Raw genomic sequence first — 18,182 nt, 5'->3', positions numbered from 1 at the left:
TCACAGGGCGCGGGCGACTCGCCAGGCCGAGTGGATGGCGCCCTGGATGTAGCCGACCTCGCCGGCGTCGCCGACGACGTGGACCTCCAGCCCGCGGGCCTGGAGGTCGTCGGCGAGCGGCGCGCCGGACTCGACGTGGGAGGCCACGACGACGAGGTCCGCGGCGACGGCGGAGGTCTCCTCGCCGAGCCGGTAGCGGACCTGGGTCGGGGTGATCTCGACGACCTCGGTGTCGCGATGGATCGTGACGCCGTGCTCGGAGGCCTGGCGCACGGCGGTCCACCGGCGCGGGATCGCCATCGGCAGCCCGGCCTGGGAGCCGTGCTCGAGGACGGTGACGCTCTTGCGGCGCTCGGCGAGGAACTCGGCCAGCTCCAGGCCGACGAGCGTGCCGCCGATGACCACGACGTCCTTGCCGATGGGCAGCACCTTGCGGGTCAGCTCCCGGATCCGCTCCGGGTCACGGGTCAGCCCGCTCATCCGGCCCGCCTTGCCGAGCAGGCGCAGCGTACGGCTGCCGGAGTCGCTCTCGCCGGTGATCAGCCCGCGCAGGGTGTCGCCGGTGTGGACGTGGGGGAGGTCGGCGCCGGGCACGGAGGGGATGCCGCGGTGGGCGCCCGTCGCCAGCACGACGACGTCCGGGGCGAGGGCTGCGAGCGCGTCGGCGTCGGCGGTCTCGCTGAGGCGTACGTCGACGCCGAGCCGTTCCACCTCGTGCTGCAGCCAGTCGAGCAGCGGTCCGTTGGCGGGGGTGGTGAGCTGGGAGAACCAGGCCGATCCGCCCAGCCGGTCGCCCTTCTCGACCAGGGTGACCCGGTGGCCGCGCTCGGCGGCCACGCGGGCCGCCTCCATGCCGCCAGGCCCGCCGCCGACCACCACGACGTGGCGGCGCGCGGCGAGCTTCGGGAACGGCAGCAGGGTCTCGTTGCCGAGTGCCGGGTTGACCGCGCACACGGGGACGCCGTCCCAGAAGTTCTGCTCGACGCAGACGTAGCAGTTGATGCACGGGCGCACCGATGCCGCGCGACCCTCGCGCAGCTTGCCGACCAGCTCGGGGTCGGCGAGCAGCTGGCGTCCCATCGCCACGAAGTCGGCGCCGCCGCCGGCGATCAGCTCCTCGCCGACGGCCGGGAGCACCCGGCCGACCGCGATCACCGGGATCGTGACCGCGGCCTTCACGGCACGGGCCAGGTCGACGTACGCGCCCACCAGGTTGGGCAGCGGGCCGTCGGTGAAGTCGCGGAACGGGTTGCGAGCCCAGCCGGTCACGTGGATCGCGTCGGCGCCCGCCTCCTCGAACAGGCGGGAGGCGGCGACGGCCTCCTCGGTGGTGAGCGAGCCCTCCTCGCCGTACTCCTTGCCGGCGACGCGGACCAGGATCGCCAGGCCGTCGCCGACAGCGGCGCGGACGGCGCGGATGACGTCGCAGGCGAGCCGGGCCCGGTTCTCCAGCGACCCGCCCCACCGGTCCGTACGACGGTTGTCGGCGCGGCTGAGGAAGGTGCCGAGCACGTAGCCGTGGGCGGCGTGGATCTCGAACGCGTCCGCTCCGGCCCGCATGACTCGGCGGGCGGCGTCGGCGAACTGCCCGACCAGCCAGGCGATGTCCTCCTCGGTCGCCTCACGGAAGCTGGGTGTCTTGCCCTCGGACACGGCGGTCGCCATCGCGCCGAGCTCGGTGGGGGTGTTGTCGCGCAGGGCGGACATGTCCCGCTCGCCGACCGGCATCGACGGTACGAACAGCGGGCGCCCGTCGGCGGTGTCGACCTTCGACATCTTGCCGTGGTGGGTGGCCTGGACGCAGAGCTTGGCGCCCTCGGCGTGGACGGCGTCGGCCAGCGCACGCAGGCCGGGGATGAACCTGTCGTCGGAGAGGCCGGGCTCCTTGCGGCTGGTCGCCCCGATCGGGTACGCGACGGCGGCTGCCGAGGTGATCACCAGGCCGGTCCCGCCGGCGGCGCGCGCGGCGTAGTGGGCGATGTCCCCGTCCTCGAGGACACCCTCGTCGCAGAGGTTCATGTCCATCGCGGGCATCACCACGCGGTTGGCGAGGCTCATCGGGCCGATCGCCCCGGGGCTCAGCAGGTGCTTGAAGGTCGGGTTGGGTGGCGAGGTCTGCACCGGGGCAGCGTGCCGCTCTTCCGGGTCTCAGGGACGGGCTGCGCCCGCTGATCGGGAGGAGACGCTCGGCGCATCGCGCGCGGACGCCACAGTGGCCGGGATCATCCCCCGAGGCAGGAGGCTCCATGACAACCCAGTACGACGAGACCTACGACGTGGTCGTGGTCGGCTCCGGAGCCGGCGCGATGGCCGCCGCGGTCACCGCGGCGCGGAATGGCCTGAGCACGGTGGTGCTGGAGAAGTCGGCGCTCCTCGGTGGTACGTCGGCGTACTCCGGGGCCGCGGCCTGGCTGCCGGGCAACGACGCCACCCGCCGGGCGGGGTCGGCGGACTCGACCGAGTCGGGGAGGACGTACCTGCGGGCATTGCTCGGCGAGGACGAGCTGGACCGCCAGGAGGCGTTCCTCGAGGCCGCGCCCGCCGTGGTGGCCGAGCTGGAGGCCGAGCCGGCGATCGAGTTGGTCGCCCAGGCCTTCCCCGACTACTTCGAGGCGCCCGGGCGGGTGCCGGGCGGACGCTCGATCGTGCCGCGCCCACTGGCGCAGGACGCGCTGCCGGCCGGCCTGGCCGAGCTCGTACGCCCGGTCGTCGACCGTGATCGCGCCGGACTCGGCCACGATCCCGACCAGCCGCTGGTCGGCGGTCGCGCCCTGATCGGACGCATGCTGCACGCCTTCCACGACAACGGCGGAACGGTGCGTACCGAGACGCCGATGACGGAGCTGATCACGACCGACGGCCGGGTCAGCGGCGTGGTCGTCTCGACCATGGACGGACCGCGGCGCATCGCCGCGACGCGCGGGGTCCTCCTCGGCAGCGGCGGGTTCGAGCGCAACCAGGACCTGCGGACGAAGTACGCCGTCCCGGGGGCTGCCGAGTGGGCGATGGCGCCGGCCGGGACCAACACGGGCGAGCCGATCGCGGCGGCCACGGCGGTGGGCGCGACCACCGAGCTGATGCACGAGGGCTGGTGGTGCCCGGGCCTGGTCACCCCCGACGGCCAGGCCGCGTTCACGCTCGGCTTCCGCGGCGGCGTCATCGTGGACCAGCACGGGCACCGGTTCGCCAACGAGTCGCTGCCCTACGACCAGATGGGCCGCCGGCTCTCCGCCGAACCCGACCGCATCCCGGCCTGGTTCGTCTTCGACTCGCGCTCCGGCGGCGTCGCGCCGGCGATCACGATGCCGGCCGCGCCGGCCGAGGAGCACCTCGCCGCAGGGACCTGGGTCCGGGCTGACTCGCTCGCCGAGCTCGCCGCCGGCACGGGCCTCCCGGAGCAGGCGCTGCAGGAGACCGTCGACCGGTTCAACGGCTTCGCCGCCTCCGGCGCCGATGCGGACTTCGGCCGAGGTGAGGACGAGTACGACCGGTTCTTCGCGGTCGGGGACGGGCCCAACGCGGCGCTCGTCGCGCTCGACCGGCCGCCGTTCTACGCCGCCAGGATGGTCCTTGCCGACCTCGGGACCAAGGGCGGTCTGCGCACCGACGTCGACGCCCGGGTCCTGGGTGCCGACGACCGTCCCGTCGAGGGGCTCTACGCCACCGGAAACGCCAGCGCCTCGCTCTCCGGAGCCTGTTACCCCGGTCCGGGCGTCCCGATCGGGACGGCGATGGCCTTCGGCTGGCGCGCGGTCCAGGACATGCTGCGGCGCTGATCGAGGGGGAGAACGTCCGCTGGGCGGGAGGACTCCTCGCGCCGATCGGCGGCGAGGCACATGATGGACCAAGCGCTTGCTCAATTCCGGCCAGGTGGAGGACGATCGATGGAAGAGCTCGAGGCCCGATTCGGGGACTTCGTCGGCGAGGTGGCCGAACCACCCCGGGTGTCGCGGTACGCCGTCAACGAGGCGATGATCCGCAACTGGGTGGAGGCCCACGACGATCTCAACCCGGTCTACGTCGACGCCGAGGCCGCCCGCGCCACCGGCCGCGACGACGTCGTCTGCCCGCCGGCCATGGTCACGACCTGGGTGATGCAGGGCTACCGCCGTTGGCGTCAGGTCCAGGCTCTGCGCGCGGAAGGCGTTCAGGAGGACCACGCGTACTCCCGGCTCCTCGCCCTCCTCGACGAGCACGGCTTCACCTCCGTGGTGGCCACGGCCCAGGAGCAGGAGTACGTCCGCGAGCTCACTCCTGGAACACGCGTGACCTGCCACTTCACGATCGAGGACATCTCGCCGATCAAGCGCACCGGCCTCGGCAACGGCTGCTTCATCACCCTGCGCAAGCGCTACGTCGACCAGGAGGACCAGCTCCTCGTGGACGAGAGGTTCGTGATCCTCCGCTTCGATCCCACCACCAAGGACGCCCCGAAGGAGCCCGCAGCATGAGCGCCGAAGCACCTCAGGAGCGGCGTACGTCCGTCCCTGGTCTGACCGTCACCCAGGACAACGAGTTCTTCTTCACCGCGGCCCGTGAGGGGCGGCTGGAGATCCAGCGGTGCGGCGACTGCAAGACCCTACGCCATCCGCCGGCGCCCGCGTGCGCGTCGTGCCGGTCGTTCGCCTGGGACACCGTGACCGCGAGCGGTCGGTGCACGCTGCACAGCTGGACCGTGATCCACCACCCCCAGGACCCCGCCTTCACCTACCCGCTCGCCGTCGGGCTCGTGGACCTGGAGGAGGGGACCCGCCTGGTCGCCGACATCAGCGGCGTCGACCACGACGACCTGCGCCTCGGCATGGAGCTCGAGGTCGGGTTCGCCGAGCACGCCCACGGCGAGATGCTGCCGCAGCTGCGTCCGGTCGGAGGTGCCGCGTGAGCCTCGACCTCGCGACCGTGACGACCGGCGCCACCCTTCCCGAGCTGGCCCTGCCGCTGGACCGCACGACCATCGTGGCCACCGCGATCGCCAGCCAGGACTTCGAGGACGTCCACCACGACCCCGGCAAGGCCAACGAGCGGGGCACGCCCGACATCTTCATGTCGATCAACTCCACCAACGGCTTCCTGGACCGCTACGTGACCGACCTGTTCGGCCCGGCGACCCGGATCCGCAAGGTGGCCCTGCGCCTGGGCGTCCCCAACTTCCCCGGCGACACGATGACCTTCTCCGGGGACGTCGCCGAGGTCACCGAGAGCGCTGTCGTGCTGAACGTCGCCGGCCGCAACGCCCGCGGTGCGCACGTCACCGCGACCGTCACCCTCGACCAGCCCACCAACCAGTCCACCGACCAGTCCACCGGAGGCAACCGATGAGCAGCAGTTTCTCCGGCGGCGCCGCGATCGCCGGGATCGGCGCGACCGAGTTCTCCAAGAAGTCCGGGCGCAGCGAGTGGCAGCTGGCATGCGAGTCCGTGCTCGCCGCCCTCGAGGACGCCCAGATCGGTGTTGAGGAGGTCGACGGGTTCGCCCTGTTCACCATGGAGACGAACCCGGAGATCGCGGTCGCCCGTGCCCTCGGCATCCCGGAGCTGAAGTTCTTCAGCCGGATCCCGCACGGCGGCGGTGGCGCCTGCGCCCCGGTCCAGCAGGCGGCGCTCGCGGTCACCTCCGGTGTCGCCGACGTCGTCGTGGTCTACCGCGCGTTCAACGAGCGCTCGGGACACCGCTTCGGTCAGGGCCCGCCGCCGTTCGCCTACACCGCGAACACCGACCAGGAGTACCGCAACTGGATCAACCCCTACGGCCTGCTCACGCCGGCCCAGCAGGAGGCCTTCCTGGCGCGGCTCTACATGGAGAAGTACGGCGCCACGAGTGCCGACTTCGGCCAGATCTCCGTGCTCTCCCGCAAGCACGCCGCCACCAACCCGCAGGCGTGGTTCTACGAGCGGCCGATCACCATCGAGGACCACCAGTCCTCGCGGCTGATCGCCGACCCGCTGCGCCTGCTCGACTGCTGCCAGGAGAGCGACGGCGGCCAGGCGCTGGTCATCGTCAGCGCCGAGCGCGCCCGCGACCTGCCGCACCCGCCGGCCGTCATCACCGGCGCCGCGCAGGGCGTCGGCCCGCAGCAGATCTCGATGAGCAGCTACTACCGCGACGACATCGACGCGATGCCCGAGGTCGAGCTGGTCGCCCGGCAGCTGTGGCGCCAGGCCGGGATCGGTCCCGACGACATCGACGCCGCGATCCTCTACGACGCGTTCACCCCGATGGTGCTGCTGCAGCTGGAGGAGTACGGCTTCTGCGGCCGCGGCGAGGCCCGCCACTTCATCGCCGACGGCAACCTCGAGGTCGACGGCCGGCTGCCGGTCAACACCCACGGCGGCCAGCTCGGCGAGGGCTACATCCACGGCGTCAACGGGATCGCCGAGGGCGTACGCCTGATCCGCGGGACCTCGGTCAACCAACCGGCCAAGACGCTCGAGAACGTGCTGGTCACCGGTGGCTCGCCGGTGCCGCACTCGGCCCTCGTCCTGTCCGCGGACCGCTGAGGAGATCGGCATGAAACCCGTCATCGTCGACGCCGCCCGCACCCCGTTCGGCAAGCGCGAGGGCTGGCTCTCGGGCATCCACGCCGCCGAGCTCCTCGGGTACGCCCAGCGTGGCGTCCTCGAACGCACCGGCATCGATCCCGAGCTGGTCGAGCAGGCCATCGGCGGCTGTGTCACCCCGATCGGTGAGCAGTTCGGCAACATCACCAGGACCTCCTGGGTGCACGCCGGGCTGCCGACCGCGACCGGTACCACGACCATCGACGCGCAGTGCGGCACCGCCGCCCAGGCGGTCAGCCTGGTGGCCGGCCAGATCGCGATCGGCTCGCTCGATGTCGGTATCGCCTGCGGCGTCGAGCTGATGTCGCGGGTCCCGTTGACGTACAAGGCCGGGAAGGGTCTCGGCACTCCGCGGCCGGAGAGCTGGTCGGTCACCAACCCCGACCAGTACACCGCTGCCGACCGGATCGCCGTACGCCGCGGCCTCGGTCGCGAGGACCTGGATGCCTTCGGCCTGCGCTCCCAACAGCGCGCCGCTGCCGCGTGGGACGCCGGGGTCTTCGACCCCCAGATCATCCCGGTGGCCGGCGTCACCCGTGACCAGGGCCTGCGGGAGTCCTCGATGGAGGGCCTGGCCAAGCTGAAGCCGGTCAAGGAGGGTGGGCTGCACACGGCCGGAACCTCCTCCCAGGTCTCCGACGGCGCCAGCGCCGCGCTGCTGATGTCCGAGGACCGTGCCCGCGACCTGGGGCTGAAGCCGAAGGCGCGACTGCTCAACCAGTGCGTGATGGGCGGCGACCTGGAGTACATGCTCGACGCCCCCATCGAGGCCGCGGCGAAGGTGCTCGCCCGCGCGGGCATGAAGATCGGCGACGTCGACGTGTTCGAGGTCAACGAGGCCTTCGCCTCCGTCCCGAGGTCCTTCGCGCAGGTCCACGGCGTCGACGAGGACCGGCTCAACCCGAACGGTGGCGCCATCGCCCTCGGCCACCCGGCCGGCGCCACCGGCATCCGGCTGATCGCGACCGCGCTCGCCGAGCTGGAGCGCCGTGACGCCCAGGTCGCGATGGTCGCGATCTGCGCCTCGGCCGCCACCACCTGCCTCCTCCTCGAACGGCTCTGACATGCCTCTGGCTCTCACCGACGACCACCGCGACCTGGCCGACTCCGTCGCCGCCTGGGCCCGCCGCGCCGCCCCGATCGAGGCGACCCGTGACCGGCTCGACGACCTCGCCGCCGGCAAGCGTCCGGAGGCCTGGGACGCCCTGCTGCGGCAGGGCCTGCATGCCATCCACCTGCCCGAGGCGGACGGTGGCGCGGGCGGCGGCCTGATGGAGCTCGCCGTCGTCGCCGAGCAGCTCGGCCGAGCCCTGCATCCAGGTCCGTTCCTGCCGACCGTCCTGGCCAGCGGCGCCGTCGCGGCAGCGCCGACCGGTCTCGTCCGGAGCCAGGTGCTGGAGCGCTTCGTCGAAGGTGCCACCGGCGCCCTGGTCGACGGACCGGGCATCGCGGCGGCACCGTGCGACGGCGGCTGGACCCTCTCCGGCGCCAGCCTGCCCGTGCTCGGACTACCCGGCGCCGAGATCGTCGTGGTGCGCGCGCTCACGGCGACCGGGGAGCCGGTGTGGTGCGCGCTGACGCCTGCCGCCGGCGAGGTCCGGGTCGAGCCCGCCACCGACCTGACCCGTCCCGTGGGCCGCCTGGTCCTCGAAGGCCACGCCGTCGAGGCGAGCGCGGTCCTGGCCGCGCCGAGCGACCACGCGGTGGACCTGCTCACCGCCACGCTGCTGGCCGCCGACGCGGCCGGTGTCGCCCGTTGGTTCGTCGACACGATCGTCGAGTACGTCGGCACCCGCCGGCAGTTCGGCGTCCCGGTCGGCAGCTTCCAGGCGGTGCAGCACAAGATCGCATCGATGCTGGTCAAGGCCGAGATGATCTGCGCCGTCGCCTGGGACGCCGCGCGTGCCGGCGACGACACCGCCGACCAGCAGCGTCTCGCCGCCGCCCAGGTCGGCCTCACCGCACTCCCGGCCGTCGTCGACGTGGCCGGGGAGGGCGTCATGCTCTTCGGCGGCATCGGCTTCACCTGGGAGCACGACGCCCACCTCTACTGGCGCCGCGCGATCAGCCTCTCCGCCGTCCTCGGTGAGGAGAGCAGGTGGGCGGCCCGGCTCGGCGCGGTGGCGCTCGAGGCCGATCGCGACTTCGGCTTCGTCGCCGACGATGCGCTGCCCGAGCTGCGAGCAGAGCTCGCCACGATCCTCGACGCCGCGCTGGAGCTGCCCGACGACGGCGTACCTGCCTCCGGGTGGGGGTCCTCGCGGGGCGGTCGCCGTCAGGAGCACCTCGCCGAGGCACGGTTGGTGGCTCCGCACTACCCGGCACCGTGGGGGCGTGCGGCAGGGCCGCAGGAGCAGGCCGTCATCGCCCAGGAGTTCACCCGCCGGGCGCTCGCGCAGCCCTCGACCGTGATCGGCGAGTGGGTGCTGCCCACCCTGCTCGTGCACGGCACCACCGAGCAGCAGCAGCGCTTCCTCGACCCGACCCTGCGCGGCGAGATCCTCTGGTGCCAGCTCTTCTCCGAGCCCGGCGCCGGATCCGATCTCGCCGGCCTGTCCACGAGGGCCCGCAAGGTCGAGGGCGGCTGGCTGATCAGCGGTCAGAAGGTCTGGAACTCCATGGCCGCCGAGGCCGACTGGGGAGTCTGCCTGGCGCGTACCGACCCCGACGCTCCCAAGCACGCAGGCATCTCCTACTTCCTGGTCGACATGCGCAGCCAGGGTGTCGACGTACGTCCGCTGCGCCAGGCGACCGGTCTCTCCGAGTTCAACGAGGTCTTCCTCGACGACGTCTTCGTGCCCGACGACTGTCTGGTCGCCGAGGCGGGCGCCGGCTGGCGGCTGGCCGTCACCACGCTCGCCAACGAGCGGCTCAGCATGGGCGCGCGGCTCAGCCACGGCTCCAGCGACCTCGTCCGCGCGGTGCTCGACTCCGGCGACCACCAGGCCTCCCGGGACGCCGTCGTCGAGGTGCTCGGCCGGTGCGTCGGCCGGGAGATGGCGCTGTCCGCGCTCAACCTGCGCTCGGTCCTGGCCCGCATCGACGGGCTCGACCTCGGCGCCGAGATCAGCGTGCAGAAGGTCTGCAACGCGATCGCCCAGCGCGACAACTCCCGTGACCTGCTCCGCGTCCTGGGCCGCCACGCCCTGGTCGCCGTGCCCCCGACCGGCAGGCACACCGACGACGCTGACGGCCCGGTCATCGACCACATCGGCCTGCCCGCCGTGCTCGTCGGCGGCGGCACCCTCGAGATCCAGCTCAACGTCATCGCCCGCCGGGTGCTCCGGCTCCCGCGCTGACCTCCACCATCGACCGCAAGGAACTGCGATATGTACCCCGAGCTCTCCGACAGCTCCAAGGCACTGCGCGCCGAGCTGCGTGCCTACTTCGCCGCCACCATCGACGAGGAGGACCGCGCGGCGCTCGCCGAGCAGACCGAGGGTGGTCCGGTCTTTGACCGGGTCCTGCGCCGGATGGGCAAGGACGGCTGGCTCGGCCTCGGCTTCCCGACCGAGTACGGCGGCCGCGGCGAGGACCCCGAGGCGCTCTACGTCTTCTACGACGAGGCGCTGCGCGCCGGCGCCCCGCTGTCGCTGGTCACCCTCAACACCGTCGCGCCGACGCTGATGAAGCACGGCTCGCAGGAGCAGAAGGACTTCTTCCTCCCGAAGATCCTGCTCGGCGAGCTGATGTTCGCGATCGGCTACACCGAGCCCGGCGCCGGCACCGACCTCGCCAGCCTGCAGACCCGGGCCCGGATCGACGGCGACGAGCTGATCATCAACGGCAACAAGATCTTCACCAGCGCCGGTGTGTTCGCCGACTGGGTCTGGCTCGCGGTCCGCACCGACCCCGACGCCCCGCGTCACCAGGGCATCTCCGTCGTGCTGGTGCCGACCTCGAGCCCCGGCTTCTCGGTCACCGAGATCCACACCGTGGGTGGGATCAGCACGTCGGCGACCTACTACGAGGACGTACGCGTTCCGCTGAGCAACGTGGTCGGCGGGCTCAACCAGGGCTGGAGGCTGATGACCAGCCAGCTCAACCACGAGCGCGTCGCGCTGGCCGCCCGCGGTGGGATCGCCAACCAGATGTACGACGCCGTGCTCGCCTGGGCGCAGGCCGAGAAGCTCGGCCCCGGCACCACCCTCTACGACGTCCCGTGGGTGCGCAGCGCGCTGGCCGAGGTCTACGCGCTGCTCAGCGCCGCCGACCTGATGAACCTGCGCCTGGTCTCCGACGTCGCCGCCAACACGCTCGGCCCGGGCGACTCCGCCGCCGCCAAGATCTTCGGCACCGAGGCGGTCGTGACGGCGTACGGAAGGCTCCAGCAGGTGCTCGGCGCGGCCGGGCTGCTGCGGCCCGGCTCGCCGGGGGCCGCGATCGACGGCCGGGTCGAGTCCTTGGGACGGCGTGCCCAGAACAACACCTTCGGCGGCGGCACCAACGAGGTGATGCGCGAGATCGTCGCGGCCAAGACGCTCGGGATGACGCTCGGCGCCCGCCGCAAGGAGACTCCGCAGACCGCCACGACCGACACGAAGAAGGGGAGCTGACATGGACTTCGACCTCACCGAGGACCACGCCGAGGTACGCGACCTCGCCGCGCAGATCCTGGGCGACCTGGCCCAGGTGGAGCGCGTCGTCGAGGTGGAGCGCAACGAGGGCGGCTTCGACGCCCGGCTGTGGGAGACGCTCGCCTCCTCCGGCCTGATCGGCATCGCCCTCTCCGAGGACGTCGGGGGTGCGGGCCTCGGGATGGGTGGTCTGGTCGCTCTCCTCGAGCAGCAGGGCCGCCACGTCGCGCCGGTGCCGCTGTGGTCGGTCGTCGCCGGCGCCGCGCTGCCGCTCGCCGAGTTCGGCTCGCCCGCCCAGGTGGAGCAGTGGGTCGGCCCGATCATCGAAGGCACCGCGATCGTGACCGGTGCCTTCGACGCCGCTCCCGGCCAGGTCGCCCGGCTGACCGGTCTCGCGGTCGACGGCGGGCTGCGGGTGACCGGCGAGCTGCCCCAGGTGCCCGCGGCGCCGGTGGCCCAGGCGGTCGTCGTACCGGTGACGGCGGAGGACGGTGGCCTCCGGGTCGCGCTCGTCCCGCTCGACCGGGCCGGCGTCACCGTGGTGCCCGTCGCGGCCACCAGCAACGAGAGCGCCGGTGCGATCGTCTTCGAGGACGTCGTCCTCACCGAGGACGATCTGCTGCCTGCCGACGGCGCCACCGTGACGGCGTGGACCCGACGCCGGCTGCGGATCGCGCTCGCCGCGGTCGCGCTCGGCGTCTGCGAGGAGGACCTGCGGATCACCGCGGCCTACACCTCCGAGCGGGTCCAGTTCGGCCGTCCGGTGTCCACGAACCAGGCTGTCGCCGTACGCGCCACCGACGCCTACCTCGACACCGAGGCGATCCGGCTGACCACCCACAGGGCTGCCTGGCTGCTCGACAACCCCGAGCAGGGCGGCGAGGAGCCGGCCGAGCCGGCCAGCCTGGTCGCCAAGTGGTGGGCCTCGGTCGGGGGACTGCGGGTCGTCCTCGCCGGGCAGCACCTGCACGGCGGGATCGGCGCCGACATCGACTACCCGATCCACCGCTACTTCCTGTGGGGCCGCCAGGTCGCCTTCTCCTTCGGCAGCGGCGATGCGATCGCGGCCGAGCTCGGGGACGTACTGCCCACCGCTCCGCGCATCGGCGCGCCCGCCTGACCACCGAGGAGATCCCCATGTCCGAGCCCGTCATCGTCGACGCGATCCGCACCCCGTACGGCCGCCGCGGAGGTGTCCTGTCCGGCCTGCACGCGGTCGACCTGCTCGGCCGCGCCCAGCGCGGGATCCTCGAGCGCACCGGCGTCGACCCCGCCACCGTCGACGAGGTCATCGGCGGCTGCGTCACCCAGGCCGGAGAGCAGTCCGGGAACGTCGTCCGCTTCGCCTGGCTGCACGCGGGTCTCCCCGAGGAGGTCGGCTCGACCACCCTCGACGCCCAGTGCGGCTCGGCCCAGCAGGCCGTCCACCTGGTCGCGGCGCAGATCGCCGCCGGATACATCGACACCGGCATCGCCTGCGGTGTCGAGGCCATGTCGCGGGTGCCCCTGCTCGCCAACCTCGGCGACGGCACGGTCGGCCGGCCCCGACCCGACGACTGGACCATCGACCTACCGGCCCAGTACGAGGCCGCCGACCGGATCGCCGATCGTCGGGGCCTGACCCGGGAGGACCTCGATTCCTTCGGCCTGGCTTCGCAGCAGCGGGCCCGGCAGGCGTGGGACGCCGGCCGCTACGCCCACCAGGTGATCGAGGTCAAGCTGCCCGACGGCACCGTCGTGACCCGCGACGAGGGCCTGCGGGACACCAGCCTCGAGGCGCTCGCCGGGCTGAAGACGATCCGCGAGGGTGGCCTGCACACCGCCGGCACCGCCTCGCAGATCTCCGACGGCGCCACCGCCGCGCTGCTGATGTCCGCGACACGTGCCGCCGAGCTCGGGCTGCGTCCCCGCGGCCGGATCGTGGCCCAGACCCTGCTCGGCGCCGAGCCGAAGTACCTCCTCGACGGCCCGGTCCGGGCAGGGGAGCGGCTCCTCCAGCGGACCGGGATGAGCATCAGCGACATCGACCTGTTCGAGGTCAACGAGGCCTTCGCCGCGGTTCCGCTGTCCTTCGCCCGCGTGCACGGCGTCGACCTCGACAGGCTCAACGTCAACGGTGGTGCGATCGCCCTGGGCCACCCGGTCGGCTCGACCGGGGTACGCCTGATCGCGACCGCGCTCGACGAGCTCGAACGGCGCGACCAGCAGTTCGCGATGGTCGCGATCTGTGCCGGTGGTGCCCAGGTGACCGGCGCGATCATCGAGAGGATCTGATCTCGTGACCCTCACGCCGGAGCACACCGACGAGCTCGCCGAGGAGGTCGCCGCCCTCGCGTCGGCCACGCGGCGCCTGATGCTGGCCGCGGCCACCGCCGACCTCGACGTCGACGAGCTCCGCGCTGCCAGGACCCGGATGGACGCACTCACCGACGAGCTCGGCCGCCGGAGCCGTGCCCGGGTGCTGCGCGCCGACTTCCACGCCCCGGCGCGGGCCCGCGAGGCCGGTGCGGACCAGCCGTTGCCGATCTTCCGGTTCAACCCGCAGGCGCTCCCGTTGGCGCTGCACCTCGAGGGCGACACGGCGCGGGCGAGGACGGTCCCGAACGCGCTCTACGAAGGGCCGCCGGACTCGGTGCACGGTGGGTTCCTGGCGCACCTGATGGACTGCATGGTCGGCACGCTGGTGCAGGCCACCGGGCGCCGGGCGGTCACCGCGACCCTCGACATGAGATATCGCGCTCGCACTCCGCTCGACGTCCCCGTCGACCTCGCGGCGCGGATCGTGAAGATCTCGGGTCGCAAGATCGTCGCGGAGTCCTGGGTCGAGGTCGACGGCGAGCGCACCGTCGAGGCCACCGGCCTCTTCATCGAGCTCGAGGAGATCCCATGGGCTACGAGCTGACCGGCCTCGACGGCAAGGTCGCGGTCGTCACCGGCGCGGGCAGGATGCGCTCGATCGGTCGCGCCCTGGCCGTCGAGCTCGCCCGGGCCGGCTGCGACGTGGTCGTCACCGGGACCGGGCGGCGTCCCGAGGACCGTCCCGCCGACGAGGTCGCCGCCGAGTGGCGGGACATCGAGTCCGTCGCCGACGAGGTCCGGGCCCTCGGCCGCCGGGCGCTGGCCGTGGTCTGCGACGTCGCAGATCCCGATGACGTACGCCGGCTCCTGGATCTGACGCTCGCCGAGCTCGGTCGGGTGGACGTCGTCGTCAACAACGCCGCGGCCTCACGAGGAGAGGACCGGGTACCGCTGACCGACCTGTCGATCGAGGCGTTCGACCAGGTGATGGCGGTCAACCTGCGGGGCACCTTCCTGATGATGCGGACCTTCGGGGGACACCTGGTCGCGCAGGGTGACGGCGGCAGCATCATCAACATCTCCTCGATCGGCGGGAAGCTGAGCGGAGCCGGGACCGGTGCTTACTCGGCGTCGAAGGCCGCGGTGCAGTCGCTGACGTCCTCGGCCGCCAAGGAGCTGGGCACGCACGGCATCCGGGTGAATGCCGTCTGCCCCGGCGTGACCGAGACCGGACGTCTCGACGATCGAGACCCGGAGTCGTGGCGCGCGTACGTCCGCGCCAACCTGCCACTCGGCAGGAGCGGAGAACCGCACGAGGTCGCCGCCGTGGTGGCCTTCCTCGCCAGCGACCAGGCCGCGTGGGTCACCGGGCAGGCGTGGAACGTCGACGGCGGACAGCTGACGGTCAGATGACCGCGTCGCCAGCACTCAGCCAGCACAGATCGAAGGACGAGAGGACACCGAAGCAGCATGAGCACCCGTGACGAGGCCGTCGCCCTGTTGACCGCGCCCGGAGCGCCTCTCGAGATCCGGACGGAGGACGTCCTCGGCGAGCCCATGGACGTCTACGTGAACCGGCAACGGTCGCTGCGTGAGCTCCTGGAGTCGTCGCGAAGCCACGGTGATCGGGACTATCTGGTCACGGCAGAGCGGCGGATCGGCTTCGCCGAGCACTACGACGAGGTCGCCGCTCTCGCCAAGGTGCTGCGTGAGGAGCACGGCGTCGGCAGAGGCGACCGGGTCGGACTGTGCGCGGCCAACTGCCCCGAGTGGATCGTCGGGTTCTGGGCCGCGGTCTCGCTCGGCGCCGTCGCCGTCGGGATGAACTCGATGTGGGCCCGACCCGAGCTCGCCCACGGCGTCGAGCTCACCGAGCCGAAGGTCTTGATCGTCGACGAGCCGCGGGCCCGACTGGCCGAGGGGCTGGACGTCCCGCTGCTGAGCGTCGAGTCGGACCTGCCGCGCATCGCGGCCGAGCACCCGGGCGCGCCCTTGCCGGAGCTGGACCACGAGATCGACGAGGACGATCCCGCGGTGATCCTGTTCACCAGCGGCACCACCGGTCGGGCGAAGGGCGCCACCCACTCCCACCGCAACGTCATCGCCGCGGTGTGGTTCCACCTGCTCAACGACGCCGTCGCCGCCGAGCTGGGGCTGCCGCAGGCGGACCGCCGGTTCCTGCTGGTCTCGCCCCTGTTCCACATCGCCTCGCTGCACAACCTGGCGGTCGTCCGGCTCGTCGTCGGGGACGTCGCGGTCATCTATCAGGGCAAGTTCGTCATCGAGCAGGTGCTGCGGCTCATCGAGAAGGAGCGGGTCACCAACTGGGGTGCGATGCCGACCATGCTGACCCGCATCATCGAGCTCGGTGACCGGCTTGCGGAGTTCGACCTCTCCTCCCTGCGCAGCCTCTCGGTCGGCAGCGCACCGTCCTCGCCCGGCCTCAAGGAGGCGCTGCGGACCGCGATTCCCCAGGCCGGCCGGTCCCTCGGCACGACGTACGGCCTCACCGAGTCCTGCACCGCAGCGACCCTCGCCTCGGCGGCCGAGCTGGCTGCGGACCCGTCGACGGTGGGACGCCCGGTGCCGACGGTCGAGGTCGAGATCCGTGACACCGACGGCCGCCCGGTGGCCGACGGGATCGAGGGTGAGATCCACCTTCGCGGCGCTCAGATGATGCTCGGCTACTGGAACAACGCCAAGGCGACGGCCGCGTCGACCGCGCCGCACCGGTGGTTCCGCACCGGCGATCTCGGCCATCTCGCCGACGGTCAGCTCCACATCGCGAGCCGCCGGTCCGACCTGATCCTGCGCGGCGGCGAGAACATCTACCCGGCCGAGGTCGAGGACCGCATCGTCGCTCACCCGGCGGTGCGCGAGTGCATCGTGATGGGTGTCCCCGACCCCGACTACGGCCAGGCGGTCGCTGCGGTCGTGGTGCTGCACCCGGGGGAGAGCGTCTCGTCGGAGGACCTGTGCGCTCACACCGCGGCCGGGATCGCGCGCTACAAGGTGCCGACCCGCTGGCAGATCACGCTCGACGAGCTGCCCCGCAACGCGACCGGCAAGGTCAACCGCCGCGACGTCCGGCTGACCTGAGCACAGCTGCCCCACCTCGCCCGAGGCAGGGGACCGACGAGAAGGAGTCCGCATGTCCGTACGTCTGATCGGGCGCAGCGCCGCTGCCGCCCTGATCGCCGTGGCGATGCTCGCCAGTGGCTGCGCGTCCAGCGACGGGAAGAAGCCCGCGAGGGAGGGGCAGGCCCTCGAGGAAGGGATCCGCAACGTCGCCGACGGCGGCGACCCGGTGGACGGCGGCACGCTGACCTATGGCGCCTACACGGAGCCGACGTCGCTCGATCCGACCGTCACCATCGCCGCGGCGACGACCGGCGGCAACGAGATGGCCAACATCTACGACACGCTGGTGACCTTCGACCCGGAGAAGCAGGAGTTCGTGCCGCGGTTGGCCGAGTCCATCGAGCCGGACGCGAACTTCACGACCTGGACGCTCAGACTCCGCGACGACGTGACGTTCTCCGACGGCACCCCGCTCGACGCGGCGGCGGTCGTCTGGAGCCAGCAGCGCTACGGCTCGGCGAAGGCACCTGAGACCGCTCTGTGGGTCGACAACGTCACCTCGGTCACCGCGACCGACGAGCACACCGTGACGTACGAGCTGGCCCGGCCGTGGCCGCTCTTCCCGGGTGTTCTCAGCACCGGCCCCGGCTTGATCGTCGCGAAGTCGTCGGTCGGAGCGGACGGGACGTTCACGCCCGTCGGTGCGGGCCCGTTCACCCTCGGGGCCTGGGAGCCCGGTGAGTCTCTCGAGCTGAAGGCGCGCCAGGACTACTGGGACGGTTCCCCTCACCTGGACACCGTCAAGATGGCGTTCCTCGGTGACCAGCGCACGAGCCTCGACTCGCTGCTGAGCGGCGGCGTCGACTCCGCGCTGATTCGTGACCCCGACCTGGTCGACGAGGTGCTCGAGGAGGACCTGCCGGCGTACGTCAACATGCGTGCCGCCGGCAACGTGGCCATCATCAACGCGTCCGAAGGAGCGGCCGGCCACGACCCGCGGGTCCGCAAGGCCATCGCCCTGGCCATCGACCCCGCGCTGATCTTCGAGCGGATGTTCGGCGGTTCCGGCATCGCCTCCTCCGACCTGTTCCCCGACTACTCGGTGTGGCACACCGACGTCGCCGGTCTCCAGCCCGATCGTGCCGAGGCGACCAAGCTCGTCGAGGAGGCCAAGGCCGACGGCTGGGACGGCGTCATCACCTACGTCGACGGCACCGACCCCGCCTCGCGGGCCTCGATCCAGGCGGTCAAGGCATCGCTCGAGGCGGTCGGGATGACCCTCGACCCCCAGCCGACGCGCACGATCTCCGAGCAGATCACGAAGATCGCGGTCGAGCGTGACTACGACCTCGCCGGCTGGAGCATCAACTTCGTCGAGGCCGACCCCTTCGCCCGGATGTACGCGACCATGCACAGCGGCGGGACGCAGGTCTACGGCATGCACACCAGCCCGGAGATGGACGCTCTGATCGCCTCCTTCCAGGCCGCCACCACGAAGAAGGATCAGCTCGCCGCGATCGCCTCCATCCAGGAGCAGGTCAACGAGGACGTCCCGTTCGTGACCTTCGGTCCGTACTCCGAGCTGAGCGTGTGGAACAAGGACGTGCACGGCATCACGGGTGCGGCGAACTCGATCATCATGCTCGACGACGCCTGGGTCGACTGATCC

15 protein-coding genes are annotated in these 18,182 nt (G+C 72.1%); 14 read left to right on the top strand and 1 reads right to left on the bottom strand.

The features are described from left to right. On the bottom strand, nt 1-2,121 hold the full coding sequence (locus ACFV9G_RS12430; protein ID WP_378727784.1) for an FAD-dependent oxidoreductase: 2,121 nt from the start codon (nt 2,119-2,121) through the stop codon (nt 1-3). Nucleotides 2,122-2,246: 125 nt separating this feature from the next. Here ACFV9G_RS12430 and ACFV9G_RS12425 point away from each other — a divergent pair, with 125 nt between their 5' ends. The 14 genes from ACFV9G_RS12425 to ACFV9G_RS12360 all read left to right on the top strand — a co-directional run bounded on the left by ACFV9G_RS12425 (nt 2,247) and on the right by ACFV9G_RS12360 (nt 18,179). Next, nucleotides 2,247-3,776, top strand: coding sequence for an FAD-dependent oxidoreductase (locus ACFV9G_RS12425; RefSeq protein ID WP_378727783.1), 1,530 nt, complete (start codon nt 2,247-2,249; stop codon nt 3,774-3,776). A 108-nt stretch (nt 3,777-3,884) separates the two neighbouring features. After that, nucleotides 3,885-4,451, top strand: coding sequence for a MaoC family dehydratase N-terminal domain-containing protein (locus ACFV9G_RS12420; RefSeq protein ID WP_378727782.1), 567 nt, complete (start codon nt 3,885-3,887; stop codon nt 4,449-4,451). Continuing rightward, entirely contained in the window at nt 4,448-4,882 is a 435-nt protein-coding gene (locus ACFV9G_RS12415) for a Zn-ribbon domain-containing OB-fold protein (protein ID WP_378727781.1), read from the top strand. The genes ACFV9G_RS12420 and ACFV9G_RS12415 overlap by 4 nt, the downstream gene beginning before the upstream one ends. After that, a complete protein-coding gene (locus ACFV9G_RS12410; RefSeq protein WP_378727780.1) occupies nt 4,879-5,319 on the top strand; it encodes a beta-hydroxyacyl-ACP dehydratase in 441 nt (146 codons plus the stop codon). The genes ACFV9G_RS12415 and ACFV9G_RS12410 overlap by 4 nt, the downstream gene beginning before the upstream one ends. Next, nucleotides 5,316-6,497 (top strand): lipid-transfer protein, encoded by a 1,182-nt coding sequence (locus tag ACFV9G_RS12405; RefSeq protein ID WP_378727779.1) that lies wholly within the window; start codon nt 5,316-5,318, stop codon nt 6,495-6,497. The genes ACFV9G_RS12410 and ACFV9G_RS12405 overlap by 4 nt, the downstream gene beginning before the upstream one ends. A gap of 10 nt (nt 6,498-6,507) precedes the next feature. After that, nucleotides 6,508-7,620: a steroid 3-ketoacyl-CoA thiolase gene (locus ACFV9G_RS12400; RefSeq protein WP_378727778.1), complete on the top strand. Its 1,113-nt coding sequence runs from the start codon at nt 6,508-6,510 to the stop codon at nt 7,618-7,620. Nucleotide 7,621: 1 nt separating this feature from the next. After that, a complete protein-coding gene (locus tag ACFV9G_RS12395; RefSeq protein WP_378727777.1) occupies nt 7,622-9,856 on the top strand; it encodes an acyl-CoA dehydrogenase in 2,235 nt (744 codons plus the stop codon). A gap of 30 nt (nt 9,857-9,886) precedes the next feature. After that, nucleotides 9,887-11,113 (top strand): acyl-CoA dehydrogenase family protein, encoded by a 1,227-nt coding sequence (locus ACFV9G_RS12390; protein ID WP_378727776.1) that lies wholly within the window; start codon nt 9,887-9,889, stop codon nt 11,111-11,113. A 1-nt stretch (nt 11,114) separates the two neighbouring features. Further along, entirely contained in the window at nt 11,115-12,254 is a 1,140-nt protein-coding gene (locus tag ACFV9G_RS12385) for an acyl-CoA dehydrogenase family protein (RefSeq protein WP_378727775.1), read from the top strand. 17 nt (nt 12,255-12,271) lie between these two features. Further along, a complete protein-coding gene (locus ACFV9G_RS12380) occupies nt 12,272-13,408 on the top strand; it encodes a steroid 3-ketoacyl-CoA thiolase (protein ID WP_378727774.1) in 1,137 nt (378 codons plus the stop codon). A gap of 4 nt (nt 13,409-13,412) precedes the next feature. Continuing rightward, on the top strand, nt 13,413-14,036 hold the full coding sequence (locus ACFV9G_RS12375; RefSeq protein WP_378727773.1) for a PaaI family thioesterase: 624 nt from the start codon (nt 13,413-13,415) through the stop codon (nt 14,034-14,036). After that, nucleotides 14,021-14,845: an SDR family NAD(P)-dependent oxidoreductase gene (locus tag ACFV9G_RS12370; RefSeq protein WP_378727772.1), complete on the top strand. Its 825-nt coding sequence runs from the start codon at nt 14,021-14,023 to the stop codon at nt 14,843-14,845. Before ACFV9G_RS12375 ends, ACFV9G_RS12370 begins: the two co-directional genes overlap by 16 nt. 57 nt (nt 14,846-14,902) lie before the next feature. Further along, complete coding sequence (locus tag ACFV9G_RS12365) at nt 14,903-16,531, top strand: class I adenylate-forming enzyme family protein (protein WP_378727771.1); 1,629 nt, start codon at nt 14,903-14,905, stop codon at nt 16,529-16,531. A 52-nt stretch (nt 16,532-16,583) separates the two neighbouring features. Further along, nucleotides 16,584-18,179, top strand: a complete 1,596-nt coding sequence (locus tag ACFV9G_RS12360; RefSeq protein WP_378727770.1) for an ABC transporter substrate-binding protein — start codon at nt 16,584-16,586, stop codon at nt 18,177-18,179. Nucleotides 18,180-18,182 lie beyond the last annotated feature (3 nt).

The sequence above is a fragment of the Nocardioides sp. NPDC059952 genome, from assembly GCF_042730435.1.
In the GTDB taxonomy this organism is placed as follows: domain Bacteria; phylum Actinomycetota; class Actinomycetes; order Propionibacteriales; family Nocardioidaceae; genus Nocardioides.
The sequence above is the reverse complement of the archived record's forward strand: the minus strand, read 5'-3'. Positions and strand labels throughout refer to the sequence as shown.